The 18,653-nt window shown below is 65.7% G+C and carries 19 protein-coding genes; 15 read left to right on the top strand and 4 right to left on the bottom strand.

Translation table 11 applies throughout. The annotated features are described in order from the left end of the window. Positions 1-7: 7 nt before the first annotated feature. Together ABZV44_RS28530 and ABZV44_RS28525 are read right to left on the bottom strand one after the other, a co-directional pair. Positions 8-1,606 (bottom strand): carboxyl transferase domain-containing protein, encoded by a 1,599-nt coding sequence (locus ABZV44_RS28530; RefSeq protein ID WP_354842596.1) that lies wholly within the window; start codon positions 1,604-1,606, stop codon positions 8-10. Between the two features lie 164 nt (positions 1,607-1,770). Beyond that, positions 1,771-2,733 carry a nitronate monooxygenase gene (locus ABZV44_RS28525; protein WP_354842593.1) on the bottom strand — a complete coding sequence of 321 codons (963 nt, stop codon included), beginning with the start codon at positions 2,731-2,733 and terminating at the stop codon, positions 1,771-1,773. A gap of 240 nt (positions 2,734-2,973) precedes the next feature. Between ABZV44_RS28525 and ABZV44_RS28520 the strand changes: the two genes are divergently transcribed. Continuing rightward, positions 2,974-4,119 (top strand): LuxR C-terminal-related transcriptional regulator, encoded by a 1,146-nt coding sequence (locus tag ABZV44_RS28520; protein ID WP_354842590.1) that lies wholly within the window; start codon positions 2,974-2,976, stop codon positions 4,117-4,119. A gap of 2 nt (positions 4,120-4,121) precedes the next feature. Further along, the gene (locus ABZV44_RS28515) at positions 4,122-5,309 is read left to right on the top strand and encodes a LuxR C-terminal-related transcriptional regulator (RefSeq protein ID WP_354842588.1); all 1,188 of its coding nucleotides are present in this window, start codon (positions 4,122-4,124) and stop codon (positions 5,307-5,309) included. Here the strand turns inward: ABZV44_RS28515 and ABZV44_RS28510 are convergent. Beyond that, positions 5,292-5,462, bottom strand: a complete 171-nt coding sequence (locus ABZV44_RS28510; RefSeq protein WP_354842585.1) for a hypothetical protein — start codon at positions 5,460-5,462, stop codon at positions 5,292-5,294. The two genes, ABZV44_RS28515 and ABZV44_RS28510, sit on opposite strands and share 18 nt — an antisense overlap. A gap of 123 nt (positions 5,463-5,585) precedes the next feature. Here ABZV44_RS28510 and ABZV44_RS28505 point away from each other — a divergent pair, with 123 nt between their 5' ends. Further along, on the top strand, positions 5,586-5,939 hold the full coding sequence (locus ABZV44_RS28505; protein WP_354842582.1) for a hypothetical protein: 354 nt from the start codon (positions 5,586-5,588) through the stop codon (positions 5,937-5,939). Between the two features lie 149 nt (positions 5,940-6,088). Here the strand turns inward: ABZV44_RS28505 and ABZV44_RS28500 are convergent, their stop codons facing one another. Then, a complete protein-coding gene (locus ABZV44_RS28500) occupies positions 6,089-7,306 on the bottom strand; it encodes an NlpC/P60 family protein (protein ID WP_354842579.1) in 1,218 nt (405 codons plus the stop codon). A 382-nt stretch (positions 7,307-7,688) separates the two neighbouring features. Here ABZV44_RS28500 and ABZV44_RS28495 point away from each other — a divergent pair, with 382 nt between their 5' ends. Genes ABZV44_RS28495 through ABZV44_RS28440 form a run of 12 tightly spaced genes read left to right on the top strand, consistent with a single transcriptional unit; the run spans position 7,689 to position 18,646 of the window. Further along, the gene (locus ABZV44_RS28495) at positions 7,689-8,405 is read left to right on the top strand and encodes an ABC transporter permease (RefSeq protein ID WP_354842794.1); all 717 of its coding nucleotides are present in this window, start codon (positions 7,689-7,691) and stop codon (positions 8,403-8,405) included. 2 nt (positions 8,406-8,407) lie between these two features. Then, positions 8,408-9,235, top strand: a complete 828-nt coding sequence (locus tag ABZV44_RS28490) for an ABC transporter permease (protein ID WP_354842576.1) — start codon at positions 8,408-8,410, stop codon at positions 9,233-9,235. Between the two features lie 7 nt (positions 9,236-9,242). Next, positions 9,243-10,445, top strand: a complete 1,203-nt coding sequence (locus ABZV44_RS28485) for an MCE family protein (RefSeq protein ID WP_354842573.1) — start codon at positions 9,243-9,245, stop codon at positions 10,443-10,445. After that, the gene (locus tag ABZV44_RS28480; RefSeq protein ID WP_354842571.1) at positions 10,442-11,461 is read left to right on the top strand and encodes an MCE family protein; all 1,020 of its coding nucleotides are present in this window, start codon (positions 10,442-10,444) and stop codon (positions 11,459-11,461) included. The genes ABZV44_RS28485 and ABZV44_RS28480 overlap by 4 nt, the downstream gene beginning before the upstream one ends. Next, positions 11,461-12,603 carry an MCE family protein gene (locus ABZV44_RS28475; protein WP_354842568.1) on the top strand — a complete coding sequence of 381 codons (1,143 nt, stop codon included), beginning with the start codon at positions 11,461-11,463 and terminating at the stop codon, positions 12,601-12,603. Before ABZV44_RS28480 ends, ABZV44_RS28475 begins: the two co-directional genes overlap by 1 nt. A 1-nt stretch (position 12,604) precedes the next feature. Further along, positions 12,605-13,885: an MCE family protein gene (locus tag ABZV44_RS28470; RefSeq protein ID WP_354842565.1), complete on the top strand. Its 1,281-nt coding sequence runs from the start codon at positions 12,605-12,607 to the stop codon at positions 13,883-13,885. Then, complete coding sequence (locus ABZV44_RS28465) at positions 13,885-15,024, top strand: MCE family protein (RefSeq protein ID WP_354842562.1); 1,140 nt, start codon at positions 13,885-13,887, stop codon at positions 15,022-15,024. Before ABZV44_RS28470 ends, ABZV44_RS28465 begins: the two co-directional genes overlap by 1 nt. Next, the gene (locus ABZV44_RS28460) at positions 15,021-16,370 is read left to right on the top strand and encodes an MlaD family protein (protein ID WP_354842559.1); all 1,350 of its coding nucleotides are present in this window, start codon (positions 15,021-15,023) and stop codon (positions 16,368-16,370) included. Before ABZV44_RS28465 ends, ABZV44_RS28460 begins: the two co-directional genes overlap by 4 nt. After that, positions 16,370-17,056 carry a hypothetical protein gene (locus ABZV44_RS28455; protein ID WP_354842556.1) on the top strand — a complete coding sequence of 229 codons (687 nt, stop codon included), beginning with the start codon at positions 16,370-16,372 and terminating at the stop codon, positions 17,054-17,056. Before ABZV44_RS28460 ends, ABZV44_RS28455 begins: the two co-directional genes overlap by 1 nt. Then, positions 17,053-17,592 carry a hypothetical protein gene (locus ABZV44_RS28450; protein WP_354842554.1) on the top strand — a complete coding sequence of 180 codons (540 nt, stop codon included), beginning with the start codon at positions 17,053-17,055 and terminating at the stop codon, positions 17,590-17,592. Before ABZV44_RS28455 ends, ABZV44_RS28450 begins: the two co-directional genes overlap by 4 nt. Next, the gene (locus ABZV44_RS28445; protein WP_354842551.1) at positions 17,589-18,125 is read left to right on the top strand and encodes a hypothetical protein; all 537 of its coding nucleotides are present in this window, start codon (positions 17,589-17,591) and stop codon (positions 18,123-18,125) included. Before ABZV44_RS28450 ends, ABZV44_RS28445 begins: the two co-directional genes overlap by 4 nt. Continuing rightward, complete coding sequence (locus ABZV44_RS28440) at positions 18,122-18,646, top strand: hypothetical protein (protein ID WP_354842548.1); 525 nt, start codon at positions 18,122-18,124, stop codon at positions 18,644-18,646. The genes ABZV44_RS28445 and ABZV44_RS28440 overlap by 4 nt, the downstream gene beginning before the upstream one ends. Positions 18,647-18,653 lie beyond the last annotated feature (7 nt).

Raw genomic sequence — 18,653 nt, 5'->3', positions numbered from 1 at the left:
GGACTACTCACATCCTGAAGACGCCGAAACCGCGGCGGCCGGCGACCTTGGCGGAATGGGCTGCGGACAAGGACATTGCGAGGACGGCACGGGTATCGCGGGGATCGATCACGCCGTCGTCGTACAGCCGCGCGGAGAGGAAGAACGGGTGCGATTCGGCCTCGATCTGCCGCTCGATGGCCGCGGTGCGCTCGGCGTCTGCCTGGGCGTCGAATTCGCGTCCGGCCGCGGCCGCGGATGCCTTGCCGACAATGGACATGACGCCGGCGAGCTGTTGCGCGCCCATCACGGCGAGCCGGGCATTGGCCCAGGTGAACATGAAGCGGGGATCGTATGCGCGACCGGACATTCCGTAATTTCCGGCGCCGAAGGAACCGCCCATATTGATGCTGATGTGCGGGACGTCACTGTTGGTGACGGCGTTGATCATCTTCGCGCCGTCCTTGATGATGCCGCCCTGCTCGTACTCGGTGCCGACCATGAACCCGGTGACGTTGTGCAAGAAGATCAGCGGGGTGTCGGTCTGATTGGCCAGCAGGATGAATTCCGTTGCCTTCTTGGCTTCGTCGCTGAACAGCACGCCGCGGGTGTTGGCGAGGATGCCGACCGGGAAACCATGAATCGAGGCCCACCCGGTCGCGATGCTGGTGCCCCAGCGCGGCTTGTACTCGGAGAAACGCGAGCCGTCCGCGATACGGGCGATGACTTCGCGCGGATCGAACGGGACGCGAGGGTCTCCGGAGGCGATGCCGAGCAATTCTTCGGCGTCGTAGAGCGGCTCGTCGGAAGGCTGCGACGGTCCGGGACCGAGCTTGTTCCAGTTGAGGTGAGCGACGATGTCGCGGCCGATGCGAATGGCGTCGATCTCGTCCACCGCGAAGTAGTCGCCCAGGCCCGAGACACGGGTGTGCATGTCCGCGCCGCCGAGCTCCTCGTCGTCGGCGTCCTCGCCGGTGGCCATTTTCACCAGCGGCGGTCCGCCCAGGAAGACCTTGGCCGCCCGGTCGACCAGGACGGCGTAGTCACACATGCCTGGCACGTAGGCCCCGCCCGCGGTCGAGTTGCCGAAGACCAGCGAGACGGTCGGTATGCCCATGGACGACATCTCGGTCAGTTCGTGGAAGATCCGGCCGGCGTGCACGAACAGTTCCGCCTGGGTCGGCAGGTCGGCGCCGCCGGATTCCACCAGGTACACCACCGGGAGCCGGTTGACACGCGCGATTTCCAAGGCCCGCAGGTTCTTTCGCAGCGTGTAGGGGTTCATCGTGCCACCGCGCACGGTGGGATCGTGCGCGATGATCATGCATTCGATGCCGGAGACCACGCCGACACCGGTGACGATGGCGGCGCCGACATTGAACTCGGTGCCCCAGGCGGCGAGCGCGGAGAGTTCCAGGAACGGAGCATCACGGTCGATGAGCAGTTCGATCCGTTCCCGCACCAGCAGCTTGCCGCGATCGTGGTGGCGCCGGGCGTAACGCTCGCCGCCGCCGGCCGCTACCAGCCGCAACTGGTCGTTCAATGCGCCGACCGCGGCGGACTGCACGCGGTGATTCTCCAGATACGTCGACGATGCGGTGTCGACCTCGGACTTGAGTACGGGCATCCGTACGCCCTTTCGATTCGAGTGTCGCGATCACCTCCCGGACGGGCATGGAAACCTGACCGAGTTAGTGAATGGCGATACACTAACTCAAGAAGGGCGGTGTTGGAAACCACCTTTGACCGCGTAAAACCTCGGAGACTTCCCTAATCACTGCCACCAGCAGGCTATGAAGTGATCTGAAGGTAACTATTGGTGAGCTGAAGTCGCAGCTGTTCCTGCGCCAGCCGGTACTGACCGCCGATCAGCTCGATCAGCTCGTCGACCGAGGTGACCGCATCGACCCCGGTGACGCTGTGTCCCGCGCTCCAGGCCGTGCGATTTCGGAGCAGCCGATCCTGCTGGAAGCCGGAGGCAGCCTCGGATGCGGGGTGCGCGTCGTCGAGCGCCAGCCAACTCGCGAGCAGGCTGGCGGGGATGCCGCCGACGCGGGTGGACAGCTTGACATCATCGAGCGTCGACTCGATCAACGCCGTCCGGTAGGCGTCGTCGGCACGGCTCTCGCCGGTCGCGATGAACCGGGTCCCGAGATACACCAGGTCCGCGCCGAGGACCTGGGCGGCGAGCATCGAGGTACCGTCGCAGATGCCGCCCGCCAGCACGATCGGACCGTCGAAGTGCGGCCGGACCGCCCGCACGAAGGCCAGCGGGTTGGCCCATCCGGTCTGCCCGCCCGCACCCGCGGTGAGCAGGATCAGTCCGTCCGCACCCATGTCCAGTGCGCGCCACACGTGGGCCATGCTGGACACGTCGGCGAAGACTCGGCAGCCGATCTCGTGCAACGGTTCGATCACCGGTTCGGGTGAACCGACGCTGGTGATCACCAGTTCGACGCCGTGCCGGACCAGGCAGTCGAGATCGGCGCGGAGGCGGTCGTTTGTCTTGTGCACCACCAGATTCGGGGCGATCGGGGCGATCGGCCGGGTGCGATCCCCGACGTCCAGCGCCGCCTGCATCTCATGCAACCAGGCGTCGAGTTCGGTCGTGGTGGCGGCGTTGTGCGTGGGGAACGAACCGATCACGCCGTTGCGGCAGGCCGCGATCACGAGCTCCGGTCCGGAAACGCTCGTCATGGGCGCGGCGATGGCGGGAATGGTCAGTCGATGGGCGAGAGAGTCGGGCAATGCCATCGGAAAAGTAAATCACGAGTCACATAGGTGCTGACAGTGCCATGTTCGCCGGGCACCGTTAGCTCCGAAAGTGGCGATAGGCGGAGCACTGTGCAGCCGAGATCCGCCAATAGCGGTCACTTGACACAGTGATGTGCATCACCGATCATGACTTCCAAGTGAATTCAGAAACACATTGTTAACCCGAGGTTCGAGGGATCGATGAGGGCACCGGCAACAGCATCAGGGCAGACATTCGCCATGTCGGTAGCCCGTATTTCCGAGCTCAACGCACGGGTGAGCGAATTGGCGGTGCAGGCCGCGGGCGGTGGTGCGAACGGGGCGTATCTGCAGTTGCTCGACGTCACTCTGGAACGGATGAACCGCCGCCTGGCCGCCGCGGACAGCGGGACGGTCGATGCCGGCGACCTGTGCGAGCTGCTGACCGATGTCAGTGCGGTGCATTCGACGCTGCGCAAACACGCCCTGGATCAGCCCAGCTACGCGCCGGGCCGGATCTTCGAAGCCCTCGCGCGGCTGCGCGCGAAGACCACCGCCGACGAGGTGCTGGACGCCGCACCCGCGGAGCTGTGCGCCGCTGGCGCCTTCGACCGGGCCATGATCTCGAGGGTCCGCGGCTCGAGCTGGGTACCCAGGCTGTTGTTCCTCTCCGACGGCCATGACAGCGGCTTCAATCGTGAACTCAGTGACTACATCACCGAACTGGAGATCCCGCTGGCGTCGCCGATGGTGGAAGCGGAGATCGTAAGGCGGCGGCTGCCCGCACTGGTCTACGACGCGCAGCAAGAACCGCGCGCCTTCCGTGTTCTGATGAAGGTCTCGCGCACCCGCGAATACGTGGTGGCGCCGATAGTCGCCGACGGCACGGTGGTCGGCCTGCTGCATGCGGATGCCTTTCTCTCGGAGCGACCGCTGACCGAGGCCGATCGCGACAGCCTGCGCACCTTCGCCGACGGCGTCGGCCTGATCTACGAACGAGCTGTGCTCGAATCGCGCCTCGCCCGCCAGCGCGAGCTGGTGTCCGAGGCATTCCTGGGCGCCGAGCAGCTCCTCGACGTCCCCGCGGACCCGTCGGTTCGGTTGCCGGGTCCGGCGATTCGCACCGCCGTAGAGGTCCCGGCGAGCGAGGTGGTTGCGTTGCCCGCGTTCGAGGGCACGGTGCGTTCCCCGTCCGAGGGTCTGGCGCAACTCACCGCTCGCGAGCGCGAGGTACTGGCGCTGCTGGCCAGCGGCGCGACCAACGCGCAAGTGGCAGACCGGCTCACGGTGGCCGAAAGCACCGTGAAGTCCCACGTCAAGCACATCCTGCACAAGATGGGCGCACCCAACCGGGCAGGCGCGATCGCACGCTATCTGCGAGCAAGGAACAACGAACGGCGGATCTGACTATGGCAGTCGCAATGGCCAGTGATATCACCGCGTGCAGTCCGGCGGGTCGTATCCGGCAGGGGTGGCGGCGGCGCGAGGGTGAACTCGCGGCGCGGCTGGAGGTCCTGCGGGACGCGGTGTTCGACACGGTCGGGGGAACTACCCCGCTGCCGCGTGTGGAGTGGGACGGGCCCTGGCGGTCGGCGGAAGTCGTCGCCAACCTCATCCATTTCTGTATCGCCCGCCTACGCCATGTGAAAGCGGCCGACACCGCGACCGCCGAGCGACTGTGCGGGCTGACCCTCGAACTACAGCAGCTCGCCATCGATCTGTATCTGCACGACACGGGTCAGCGCGGCCAGCGGCTGGCCGAATGCGCGGCCGGCCTGAGCCGATTGCGGGCCATTCCTGATACCGCGGCGCTGCTGGATATCGCATGCGAGGAAATCGTGTTGCGCTGCGGTTTTCAGCGCGCGGTCATGTCCCGCGTCGAGGGGCAGTCGTGGCATCCCTGGCTGGCGCACTTCACGACCGAGCGGCAGTCGGAATCCTGGTTCGCGAACTGGATCGGCAGCACCATCCCGCTCGACCCCCGGGCGCCCGAGGCTCAGTTACTGGCCAAACGCCGGCCGTCGCTGGTGTACGACACGTCCAATGCCCAGGTCTATCGGCCGATAATCGTCGACGCCGGGGGGTCGCGTTCGTACGTCGTCGCGCCGATCGTGCACGGGAACGAGGTGGTGGGGTTTGTGCACGCGGACCATTCGCCCCTGACGCGGCGCACCGATGAAGGCGACCGAGATGTGTTGTGGGCCTTCACCGACGGCTTCAGTCATATCTACGAGCGCACGGTCCTGCTCGAGCGGCTGCGCCGACAGCGCGATCAGGTTCGAGACCTGCTCGCGGTCGCGGTGGACCGGATGGATGATCTGTGCGAGTCCGGAATCGAGATGGCGCGGCAGGGCCACGCCGAGAACCAGGAGTCCACACCGATTCTCGCGCCGGCGGGCTATGGGAATGTCGGAGACCTCACCGAGCGGGAGGCAGAGGTGTTCGCGCTGATGGTCGCGGGTGCCACCAACCGCGCGATCGCCGAACAGCTGGTCATCACCGAGGGCACCGTGAAATCGCACGTGAAGCACATTCTCCGGAAATTCGGTGCGGCCAACCGGGCACAGGCCATCGCGTGGTCACTGCGGGCCGAATAGCGGACGAACTCCGGCCGGCTTCCGTGCCTGTTCGATGATCGCGTCGAGCAGTACGGTGGCCGTGTTCAGTGCGGCATCCAGATCGGCCTCGGACCCGCCCAGATCCATCAGCGCCGAGATCAGCCCGATCACGGCACCGGCGGCGAGAACCACCACGGGGTCGGTCGGCGACCCAGCTCCGCAGCGAATTCCGCTGTGACAGCGCGGCGATACTCGGAGATCGCCGGCGTTTCCGAGCCGCGCAACGTCGGATTGGCCGCAAGCATCATCGCGTATATGTTCGCGTTGGAACTGGTTGCCGTGAGCAGCGGAGCTACCGTGCTCTTCCCGTGGCTGAAGCTGATACGCCCCGAGACCACCGACGAGCAGCGAGTGCGTGCACTATGGTGGGCGTTCCTGCACATCGCGATGATCACGGCAACCACGTGCGTGTACTTCATCTCCGAGGTCCGGGCGGGATTCGGCGACATCGGTCAGGGACGGATCTATGGCCTCGGCTTCAAGTTCCTGTTCATGAATCTGGCATTCATGGTCTTTCCGCTGCCGACACTGTACTTCATACACCGCCAGATCGACTACCTGACCTGCAGTCTCGGTCACACCTCGGACGTCGGCGTGCTGAACCGCTGACCTTTCCGGACCGAATAGCGAAATCCACCCCTTTCGAGCTACCGATATCCCCTGGCGGGGTGCAGAGAGTATCGTCCGCCGGCTGATTTCATGGAACATGTCGCGGCACCGCCGGACGGACTTCCCAGTGGTGCCGCGACCTCCAACGTTCATTCGAGGTGGCGGGCGTGCATGCCGGTCATGATCGGGCTGATGCTGACCACGCCGCCGGGCGTGGGCGCGTGGATCATCCGGCCGTCTCCGAGGTAGATCGCGACGTGACCCGGGCCGTCGGGGCCCCAGCTGCCGAACAGCAGATCACCGGGCGCCGCATCCGCGAGCGGAACCTCGGTGCCGATCTGCCACTGACGCTGTGAGGTGCGCGGCAGGGTCACCGTGCCGCCGGTGGCCGCGTGTACCGCGAAGGACGTCAACCCGGAACAGTCGAAGCCGCCGTGACTGGGCCCATCACTACCGCCGCCGCCCCAGACATACGGAGTTCCGAGGTATTCCAGTGCCTGCGTGACGATCCGGTGGCCGAGGTCCGTTGCGAACCGCAGCAGGTCCGGTGCCGCGTCGAGCCAGTCGTAGCGTTCTTCGGTGGCGCGGATCCGGACGACGTAGGGTTTGGTCTGGTTCTCGTAATCGTAACTGCCAGAAGGCATTCCGCCCGATCGCAGCACGGCTCCGGCACCCGCGTTGTATGCGGCCAAGGTCAGATCGAGCGTGTCTCCGGCGACCAGTCCCCGCGCCTTCCAGGATTCGATCTGCTGGTAGCTGTCACACAGCAGATGCCCGGAGGCCATCACCGAATCGCCGATGTCGAACACGTCCGGCGCGCCGGTGCCGTGCACGTCCTTGCCGTAGATCGCCCAGGTGCCGGGCATGAACTGGCCCGGGCCGAGGGCACCGGCCGGTGAGACGGGAGCGTCGGGGCCGTAACGGAATCCGTTCTCGGCGGCGTAGAGCGCCGCCAGGGTCGGTGCCTTGATACCCGGGCACAGGGCGCCGGCCTGGCGGAGCCATGGCACGAATGCGGCGATGTTCCCGCCGCCCATCACCGGCACCGCTGCGGCATCGCTCACCGGTACCGATCCGAAACGGTCTGGGGGGAGCGGGTATCCGCTGTCGTCGTGCCCCCGCGCAGGAGCGGCGTTGTGCGGGGCGGACGGTGGGGCGGGTGCGGGCTGGTCGGAGTCTTCCGGTGATGTCGTGGGAAGGGAGTCCGTATCCGGCTGCGCGGCAGGCGCATTCGGCTCGAGCAAGGACGCGACTGCCGTGATCGCATTGTCGATATTCAGCTTGGCGTCTGTCGGAAGGTCGGAGTTGTCGATCGCACCCGTCGCGGCCATCACGATGGTCGCGATCACGGAAATCGGATCCGGCATATCAGCTCACCCTTCTGGAATGGATTGCTAGCCGTAAACCATCTTGATCAGCGGTCTTTTTCGCCACATCCTCTGGCGAGAGGCGATATCCCCTCCCGAAGGGGGGAGAGTGGTGGCTCCGACGTCCGGGAGAGGTCACCGAGGCGAGCGAATTCGAGTGGCGTTCAACGGAAAACCCGACGTCAGGGCCGTAGCTGGAGCAGTACCGCGGATCGGGATCTCCCCCGATCGGGTGGCCTGCTTCCCCCCGGGGTATATCGCGCCCCCCGTGATTCTCGCCATACGTTGAGTGAGTTCTCGATGGCGTGAGTGTCAAGGAGGAAAAGCCATGGCCAGCAAGCTGGTCGATAACACCCTGCGTTCCGTCGGCGCCTTCTTCGAAATGTGCGCGGCGACATTTCGCGCCATGGTCAAGCCGCCGTTTCAATGGCGCGAATTCGTGCTGCAGGCTTGGTTCATCGTGCGGGTGTCGCTGGTGCCGACGCTCATGGTCGCGGTGCCGTTCACCGTGCTGGTGGTTTTTACGCTGAATGTGCTGCTGGTGGAGTTCGGCGCCGCCGACCTGTCCGGCGCCGGGGCCGCGCTGGGCGCGGTCACCCAGATCGGGCCGCTGGTCACCGTTCTCGTGGTGGCCGGCGCCGGGGCGACCGCGATTTGCGCTGATCTGGGTGCTCGCACCATTCGCGAGGAGATCGACGCGATGCGGGTGCTCGGCATCGATCCGATCCAGCGACTGGTGGTGCCGCGGGTCCTGGCCTCGACGGTGATCGCGTTGCTGTTGAACGGACTGGTCATCACGATCGGGATCGTCGGGGGCTTCATATTCTCGGTGTTCTTTCAGAATGTGACGCCCGGCGCCTATGTGTCGTCGCTGACGTTCGTCACCGGCACTCCCGAGGTCGTCATCTCCGAGACCAAAGGCTTTATTTTCGGGCTGATCGCCGGGCTGGTCGCGTGCTACCGCGGGCTGACGGTGAAAGGCGGAGCGAAGAGCGTGGGCGACGCGGTCAACGAAACCGTGGTCTATGCCTTCATGGCGCTGTTCGCCGTGAATGTCATCGCCACGGCGGTCGGCGTCAAATACGGAACGGGAAAGTAACCATGGCAACGTTATCGACATTTGCCGCCGCGCCACGCAGGACCCTCGAGTCCTTCGGCGAGCAGGCGATCTTCTACTGGAGAGCTGCGCGCTACGCACCACACGCGTTGCGCGCGTACAAGCGGGAGACGCTGCGGTTGATCGCCGAGATCGGCATGGGCACAGGCACACTCGCCGTCCTCGGCGGCACCATAGCGATCGTCGGTTTCATGACCTTCGCTGGTGGCACGCTGGCCGCGATCCAGGGTTTCAACTCGCTCGGCAATATCGGCGTCGAGGCGCTCACCGGATTCTTCGCCGCCTTCTGCAATGTTCGAATCATGGCGCCGATCACGGCCGGAATCGCCTTGTCCGCCACCATCGGTGCGGGATCGACGGCGCAATTGGGTGCCATGCGGATCAGCGAAGAGATCGACGCGCTCGAGGTCACGGGCATACCGTCCATGTCGTACCTGGTATCCACGCGGGTGACCGCGGGCATGGTTGCGATCGTGCCGATCTACTCCGTCGCAGTCGTCATGTCTTTTCTTGCGGCGCAACTGATCACCGTAGACCTCTACGGTCAGTCGTCGGGCGTCTATTTCCACTATTTCTTCACGTTCCTGCGGCCGAGTGATTTGGCTTGGTCGTTCCTGCAGGCGCTGCTGATGGCAAATGTCGTGATGCTGATCCACTGCTATTACGGCTACAACGCCGCGGGCGGGCCGGCCGGTGTCGGCGAAGCCGTTGGCCGTGCTGTGCGCACCTCACTGGCGGTGGTGGTGATGGTGGTGCTTTTCGCCTCGCTGGCCATCTACGGCATTTCGGGCAAATTCGATCTGGCGGGATAGGGGAATCATGAGTGAGGGTGGCGAGAACCATTATCACAAGCCGCCGCTGGTGCGCGCCGGGCTGGCGCTGACCGCGGGTGTCGTGGCGGCAGTCTTGTTCTGCGCGTTGTCTTTTCACGGCGATCTGAAACGCACCGTGCCGATTACGGTGGTCGCCGATCGCGCCGGCCTGGTGATGGAGCCGGGTGCCAAGGTCAAGCTGAACGGTGTCGTGATCGGGCATGTGCGCGATGTCGCCCAAGGCGACGGGCGGGCCCGGCTGAACCTCGATATCGATGCCGGGCGGTTCGCGCTGCTGTCGGCGGACACCCGCGCGGAGATCAAGGCGACCACGGCGTTTGGATCGAAATACGTTGCGCTGCAGGCATCGTCGGATGCCGACCAGGGTCGGCTGCGGCCCGGCGCGCAGGTGCGGTCGGCGAACGTCACCACAGAGGTGAACACCGTCTTCCAGAACCTCGAATCGGTGATGCGGCATGTGGATCCGGCGAAGCTCAATGCGGCGCTGTCCGCGGTCGCGGATGGTCTGCGCGGCCGGGGCGAGCAACTGGGCGAGACTCTGGTGAAAACGGATTCCACACTGGCGCAATTGCATCCGGTGATGCCTCAGCTGCAACAGGACCTGCATGACGCCGCGACTGTCACCAATATCTACGCCGATGCGGCGCCGCGGCTGCTGGATATGCTCGGCTATGCGTCGACGACCGCGGATTCGGTTGTCGCGCAGCAGACCGAACTGGTGTCGATGCTGCAGGCCGCGGTCACCTTCGGCAAGACGGGCGCCGGACTGACCGACGACCTCGAGCGCGGCCTCGTGGATTCGATGCGGCTGCTCGTGCCCACCGCCGGGCTGCTGGCGAAATACAGCCCGGAGCTCACCTGCCTGCTGCACCAGACCGTCGATACGAATGACGTTCTGTCGCATTCATTCGGTGGCAACACCGGATACTCCCTCGACCTCGATATCGGTCTACTCGGCGGTGCCGATCCGTATCGATACCCGGAGAACCTGCCCAAGGTGGCGGCCTCGGGCGGTCCTGGCGGGGCGCCCGGGTGCTATCCGACGATCACGCGCAGCATGTACCCGTCACCGGTGCTGGTCACCGACACGGGCGCGAACATCGTTGACGCCACCGCTCCGCGGCTGGCCTCGCCGTACTTCGTGGACTACCTGTTCGGACACATCCTGGGAGGGCCGGCGGGCCGATGAAGATATCCGGAACCATTGTCAAACTAGCGGTATTCGCGGTGATCATGCTCGCCTTCACCACCGCGGTGATCATCGTCTTCTCCCAGGCGCGATTCGGATCGGAGCGGGTTTACCGCGCCGAGTTCGCCGACGCCTCGGGATTGAAGGCCGCGGAGTTCGTTCGGGTCGCCGGTGTCGAGGTCGGCAAGGTGAAATCGGTGCGGCTGAACGACAAGGGCAACGCGGTGGTCGAGTTCGCCCTCACCCGCGATACGCCGCTCACCGAATCGACCAAATTGGCGGTCCGCTACGAGAACCTGGTGGGCGCACACTATCTGGAGTTGCTGGACGCCCCGGGTTCCACCGTTCCACAGCCCGCGCAGACTACCATTCCGGTGGTCCGCACGGTACCCGCCCTCGATCTGGACGCCTTGATCAACGGATTCCGTCCGCTGTTCAAAGCGCTGCAACCCGATCAGGTCAACCGCCTGTCGAGCTCGCTGGTCGCGGTTTTGCAGGGCCAGGGCGGCACCATCTCCGATCTGCTGCGCCAGGCCGGGCAGTTGACTTCGACGCTCGCCGACCGTGATCAGCTGATCGGCTCGGTCATCCGCAACCTGAACACAGTGCTGGGCACCGTCGATCAACGCAACCAGCAATTCGACGACGGCATCGACAAACTGCAGCAGTTGATCAACGGCCTCGCCGCACAGTCGGATCCGATCGGCGACGCGCTGGTGCACGTGAACGACGCCTCGCGGTCGGTGGCCGATCTGCTCACCAACTCCCGGCCCACTATCCAGTCCGACATCACCGAGGCGGGCCGGCTCGCCGGAGTGATCAACAGCGACAAGGACTATGTCGACTGGGCGCTGGGCAGCCTGCCCGATGCCTACAACCGGCTCTCCCGACTGGGCCTCTACGGCGACTTCTTCACCTTCTACCTGTGCGATGTGCAGCTCAAGGTGAACGGTCCCGACGGAAATCCGGTCTTCATCCCCATCATCGGGCAGCGGGCAGGAAGGTGCACACCCTGATGAGCAGCCAGCAGAAGAGCAACAAGAAGACCACCCACACCGCCGCCCGCACCGGACTGATCGGCATCCTGATCGTCGTCGTGCTGGTCGTGATCGCGGTCGGGTTCGACACCATCGCCTCCTGGTTCGGGTCGACCACCACCTATTCCGCCTATTTCGGTGACACCGGCGGAATCACGGTGGGCGACAAGGTTTTCCTCTCCGGCGTTCAGGTCGGCAAGGTTGAGAACATAGATCTGGAAGGCGACAAGGTTCTGGTGAAATTCGGTGTCGACGGCCCGGCATTGGGCGCGGACACCGAGGTTTCGATCAGGACCCTGACCGTGCTGGGCCGCAAATTCCTCGACGTCAGCTCCCGTGGCGACAAGAAGCTGTCACCCTCACAGCCGATCGCCTTGGACCACACCAGAACGCCGTATTTGCTGACCGACGCCCTCGGTGACCTGTCGACCACGGTCAGCGACCTCGACCTGGGGAAGGTGACCGACGCGCTGGGCACACTCGGCCGGACTCTGGACCAGACCGCGCCGAATCTCGGCGCCGCATTGAACGGTGTTGGGCGCCTGTCGGATTCGGTGGCCTCACGGGACAAGATGGTGCAGGACCTGTTCCACAATGCCGAGTCCCTGACCAAGGTGCTCGGCGGGCGCAGCGACCAGATCAACAAGCTGCTGCTGGACAGCAACACGCTGTTCACGGCCTTGAATCAACGCCGTGCGGCCATCTCGACCCTGTTGAACAATCTGGCCTCGGTGACCTCGAATATCGCCGGGCTCATCGACGACAACCAGCAACAGCTGCGGCCGGTGCTGCAGCAGCTCAACAGCGTCACCGACTTGCTGAACCAGCGCAAGGACGATCTCGCGAAGGCCATTCTGCCGGCCAGCCAGTACATCACCTCGCTCGGCGAGTCGGTCGCCTCCGGCCCGTTCTTCAAGGCGTACGTCATGAATCTGCTGCCGGGACAGTACCTGCAGCCGTTCATCGACGCGGCCTTCAAGGACGCCGGACTCGACCCCGGCGCACTGCGCGGGCAGGCGGCCGCACCCGCGACGCCCGCACCCGAATCGTCGGCGGCGCCGGTACTGCCCGGATTGCCATCACTGCCCGGCCTGCCCCCGCTTCCTGGATTGGGAGGATGACGTGTTCCGAGCCATACCAACAACATTCAGGGCCATCCGCGGCCGCATCGCCATCGTCGGTATCGTCGTCGCGATCGTGGCGGGGGGCGTGGGCTGGCATTTCTACCAGCGCGTCACCACGAAATCCGCGGTCGCCTACGTCGAGAACACCAACGGCCTGTTCGTCGGAGACCGGGTGAAGATCCTGGGCGTCGACGTCGGCGCGATCGACGCCATCGATCCCCGCGGTGACCGGATGCGGGTCGCGTTCCACTACGAGTCCCACTATCGGCTGCCTGCGGGAGCGAAGGCCGTGATCCTGTCGCAGAGCCTGATCTCAGCGCGTGCCATCCAGCTCACCCCGGCCTATACCGGCGGGCCAGAACTGGCCGACAATGCCGAGATTCCGCTCGAACGCACCGCGGTCCCGGTCGAATGGGATGACCTGCGCAAGCAGTTGCAGTCGATGGCCGAGTCGATCAACCCGACCCCGGACAACAAGGCCGGGGCGCTGGGAGATTTCGTGAACTCGGCGGCGAACGCCCTGAGCGGCAAGGGCGATCAGATCCACGACACCCTCACCAAGCTGTCCAACGCGATGTCGACGCTGTCCGACGGCCGTGACGACCTGTTCGCCACGGTGCGGAATCTGCAGGCATTCATGACCGCGCTCTCGGCCAGCGACGGCGAGATCGTCCGTTTGAACCAGAACATCGCCTCCGTCTCCGGTGCGCTCGACGGCACGGACGGGGAACTCACCCAAGCCCTGCAAGGGGTCGACGCGATGTCGAGCCGGCTCGAAAAGTTCGTCAAGGACAATCAGGGCGGCGCGACCAAATCGGTATCCGACCTGGCGGCGGTCGCCAAGGCGCTCAACGATATTCGACCCGACATCGAGCAGTTGCTGCACGTGGCACCGACCGCCATCCAGAACTTCTACAACATCTACAACCCGGCCCAGGGCTCGTTCACCGGTGCGCTGGCGGTGACGCAGTTCGACAATCCGGTGCAATTCATCTGCGGCGCCATCCAATCGGCCGGTCAGCTGGGTGCCGAGGAGGCCGCGAAACTGTGCGTCTCGCAACTGGCTCCGGTGCTGAAACTGCTGCAGATGAACTACCCGCCCATCGGCGTCAACGCAGTGTCGGGTCTGTCGGTGCGGCCGGAACAGATCGACTACAGCGAGCAGTGGCTGCGGGGCATCGCGCCGGCTCCGCAGGCCACCCAGCCGGTGGACGCGGCGCGTGGTCTGCCAGGGCTGCTGGGCATTCCCGACCCGGCGAACTCAGGAGGTGGGCGCTGATGCGCGGCACGAAGCACATGGCGGCGGTGACGATGACCTGCGGTCTGGCCCTGGCCCTGTCGGGCTGCGACTGGCAGGGACCGAACTCGCTGCCGCTGCCCGGCACCGCGGGCGGTGGTCCCGGCTCGTACTCGGTCAAGATCGAGATGCCGAATGTGATGTCCATTCAACGAAATTCACGTGTCCGCGTGAACGACGTGACGGTCGGCAATGTCGCCGACGTGCAGCTCGAGGGCTGGCACGCGCTGGTCACGGTGTCGCTGAACGGCGACGTGCACCTGCCGGCGAATGCCACTGCCAAGATCGGCCAGACCAGCCTGCTGGGATCGCTGCACATCGAACTGGCGGCGCCGCTGACCGAGCCACCGACCGGAGAGCTGAAGAACGGCAGCGTTATTCCGCTCGAGCACGCCAGCACCTACCCGACCACCGAGCAGACCCTGGCCTCGCTCTCGACGGTGCTCAACGGCGGCGGCCTGGGCCGCATCGAGGAGATCAGCAGCCAGGTGAACGCGGGACTGTCCGGGCACGAAACCGAAGTCCGCGACCTGCTGACGCAGACCAATGTCTTCAGCGCGGACCTCAATGCCCAGAGCGACGACATCATCACCGCCGCCACGGGACTCGACCGCCTGGCCGCCACGGTCGGGCAGCAGAACGATGTGCTGGCAACGGCGCTCGACCGCATCCCGCCCGCGCTGACGGTGCTGGCCGAGCAGCACCAGCAACTGACCGACACCGTGACGGCTCTCGGCGGGTTCGCCGATTCGGCGAACCGCGTCGTCACCGCCAGCAGCCAGGACGTGCAGCAGAACCTGCGCGACATCGAGCCCGTCATGCGCGAACTCGCCAATGCGGGACCCGATCTCACCCGGGCGTTGGGCCTGTTGCCGACCTATCCGTGGCCGCTGGCCAATATCCCCAAGTTCTTCCGCGGCGACGCTGGAAACCTCAGCGGCACGGTCGATCTCACGCTGGGACGGCTGGGGCGCGGGCTGCTGCAGGGCACACCGCTCGAGGGTGTGCTGGAGAACGCCGAAACGGCCCTGGGCCGCACCGTCGACCGGGTGCCCGCACTCTCGACGAAGAACCCGCTGACCGCAGGACTCGATTCCGTCGTCATTCGAGGTGGGAAATGATTCTTTCGCGATTCGTCCGGATCCAGCTGATCATCTTCGCCGTCGTGACGGTGGTCGCGCTGGCGGTCATGGGCGTGGTCTACATGCGGCTGCCGGATCTGGCGGGCGTCGGCCGCTACCGGATATCGGTGCAGCTGACCACCAGCGGCGGCCTCTACTCCAGCGCCAACGTCACCTACCGCGGCAAGACCATCGGCATCGTCACCACGGTGGCTCCCACCGAGGACGGCGCCGTGGCCACCCTCGATATGGACAGCTCGGTGCGAATTCCATTGTCCGCCACGGCGAATGTGCACAGCCGCTCCGCCATCGGCGAGCAGTACCTGGATTTCGTGCCGACCTCCGAGAACGGGCCGTTCCTGAAGGACGGTGATGTGGTCCCGGTGCAGCGCACCACGGTGCCGCAGGACATCGCCCCACTGATCGACACCCTGAACACCAGTCTCACCTCCATCCCGCAGGACCGGCTGACCACACTGATCGACGAAACCCAGCGCGGGTTCGGTGGCAGCGGAGATGCCCTGCAGCGCTTGCTGAACGGAGCCGACCGGGTGCTCGACCAGGCGCACACGGACTCGGACTCGCTGACCACGCTCATCCAGGACTCGGCGCCCTTCCTCGACTCTCAGCAGGTCAGCAGCGCGGCCATCCGGGAATGGGCGCAGCACCTGGCGAATTCGGTGCGGCAGGCGCAGGCGAGCGACGAGCAGATCCGCGACGTCTTCCGGACCGGGCCGGGCGCGGCGCGACAGGCGAGCCAATTGTTCGAGCAACTGCACCTGACCGCGCCGTTGCTGGTGGCCAACCTCTCGAGTCTCGGTCAGGTCGCGGTCACCTACAACCCGTCGATCGAACAGCTGCTGGTCCTGCTGCCCGCGAGCATCAGTGCCCTGAAAACCATCAACGTTCCGAACTCGGGCGGCACCAACCGCGCGTTCCTCGACTTCAAACTGAACCTGAACGCGCCGCCTCCGTGCACGACCGGATTCCTGCCCGGCTCCGACCGCCGGGACGGTTCGGCCACCGACGCCCCGGTCCGCACCGCCGCGCCGCTCTACTGTGCGATTCCGCAGGACGCGGCCAACGCGGTCCGCGGTGCCCGCAACCTGCCGTGCATGGACAACCCGGGAAAACGCGCGCCGACCGTCGAGGACTGCAAGAGCAACCGGCCCTACGTCCCTCAGGGCGACAACGGCTGGCACGACAATCCCGCTCCGGCCGCGGACAACCCGGATGCCCAGCCCGCGCCGCAGCCGCCGGCGGACGAGTCGCAACCAGCTCGCGCCGGATACGAATTCCGTACCGGCACACAGACTCTGCAGTCCATGCTGACAGGAGGCAACTGATGACACGCGAAGCCGCCGTGCATCCGGACGCCGAAAGCGTCCTGACCGACGAGGATATCGGCAGGGAAGCGGCCGAGTTGGATCCCGCCGAGGCCGCGGGAGGTTCGGCCGCCGACTCTGAAAACGACAGTGGCGCAGAAGATACCGATGCGCACGGTGACGAACGGACGCGGCGTTGGGCGCCGCGATCGCTCGGCCGTCCGAGTCGGCGTTCGATCGCGGTGGCGCTGGCCGTGCTCGCGATCGCGGGGATGTCGACGGCGGCGCTGCTACTGGCGCAGGCGCACCGCGACAGTGACCGGGCGGGCGAGAATGATCTCGCGCTGCTCGGTGCGGTCCGGCAGGAAGCGGTCAATCTCATTTCGCCGAGTGTGAAGGATCCCGCCGGCAGCGCGGACCGGATCGTCAAGGATGCGACGGGCCAGTGGCTGACCGAATTCCAGGGCACCAAGGACAAATTCGTCGGCGCCATCAACGACTCCAAGACCGATTCCGTCGGGGAGATCCTCGGCGCGGGTATCGAGCGGCACAATCCCGATGGCAGCACGACGGTGCTGGTCACCGCGGTCTCCAAGGTGACGAACGCGGCCGGGGCCAAGGGCGACCCGCGGACCTGGCGGTTGCGGATCGACGTGGTCCACACCGGGGGCGGCTACAAACTGTCGAAGGTCGAGGTCGTGCCGTGATCGCGCGGGTGATCGGCCGGATCGGCACTTTCGCGGACGCGGCACGCCCTCCTCGCTACCGTCGTCTGACCCTCGGTGTGCTTGCGCTCGTGGCTGTTTCGGCGATGGCCGGCGCGGCGCTCGGGCACTGGCGCTATGTGGCAGACGACCACCGGACGGCTGAAGTCCGTGCCGGTGTCGCCGAGCAGGCGGGCAAGCTGACCGCGGGTGTACTGACCTACAAGGCCGACACCGTGGACGCCGATGTCGCACAGTCCAAGACCCACCTCACCGGTGAATTCCTGGATTCGTATTCGAAGCTGACCGCCGACACCATCATCCCGCAGGCGCATCAGTCGCATATCGACGCCCGCTGGGAGGTCAGCGGCGCCTCGCTGGTCTCCGCGGCCCCGGACACCGCGGTGGCGCTGGTCTTCCTGCGCGGAATCACCACCAACGCGACGAAGCCCGATCCGACCTACCTGGTCAGCAGCGTCCGTGTGCGCGTTGTGAAACCGCACGGTCAATGGCTGATCGACCGGATGGAGCCGCTGTGAGTACCAAGGTATTTCGACTCTGCGTCGCTGTTCTCGCGGTGATCTTCGCCGCCGGTTCGGCTGTCGGGGCATGGTCCCTGGTCGAGCACCATCGGGCCGACCGCGCCGCCGCACACGATCGAGAGCTGCTGCAGTTCTCGACGGATGCGGTGGCCCAGCTGATTTCGACCAATTCCGCGGACGCGAACGGATACGTGAACCGGGTGCTGGCGAGCGCGACGGGGCAGTGGCACGACGAGTTCGACGCCCGCAAGCGCTCGGTCATCGACACGATGCAGGCCTCGGGCGGGACCACCACCGGCCGCGGCATCGCCGCCGGCATCGAGCACCGCAATGACGACGGCTCTGTCACCGTACTCGTAGTCGCAACCTCGGAGACGTCGGTCCCGGTGCCGCAGTCCAATCCGGGGTCCGCCGACACCGCACCCGCCGGTGTGCAGGTGAAGACCGAGCCGAAGCAGTACCAGCTGCGCGTCGACGTCAGCGAAATCGGCGGGAAACTCAAGCTTTCGAAGGTGGCGTTCGTCCAATGATTGGTACACAGACAATTTTCCGGTACGCCCGCGCTGGCCTGCGTCACGTCCGTGAAATCGCCGCCACGGCAGTGATTCTGGGTCTCGCGGTGACCGTTTCGCTGCAGCTTTTCGTGCAGCGCCCCGCAGACCGCGATCTCGCCGCCGCACGCGACACCGTCGCCCATACAGCTTCTGACGGCGCTGTCGCGATTCTCTCGTACAAGCCGGAGACCGTCGACCAGGATCTCAATGCGGCCAAGGCACGCCTGACCGGCGACTTTCTCGACACCTACGGGAAGCTCGCGGACACCGTCGTCGGCCCGACCGCGAAGGACAAACGGGTGACCATGCAGGCCACGCCGACCGGGGCGGCTGTCGAATCGGTCGCGCGGGACCGGGCGACAGTCCTCGTCTACATCGACCAGATCACCACCGTCGCAGGTAATCCCGCACCATCGCAATCGCAGAACGCGCTACGGGTGGGCCTGGCGAAGGTGGACGGCCGGTGGCTGATCAATCGATTCGAACCGCTGTTCTGACCGTCGG

It is taken from the genome of Nocardia sp. NPDC004860 (genome assembly GCF_040609015.1).
Lineage (GTDB): Bacteria > Actinomycetota > Actinomycetes > Mycobacteriales > Mycobacteriaceae > Nocardia.
This window is presented reverse-complemented; position numbering and strand designations above follow the sequence as displayed.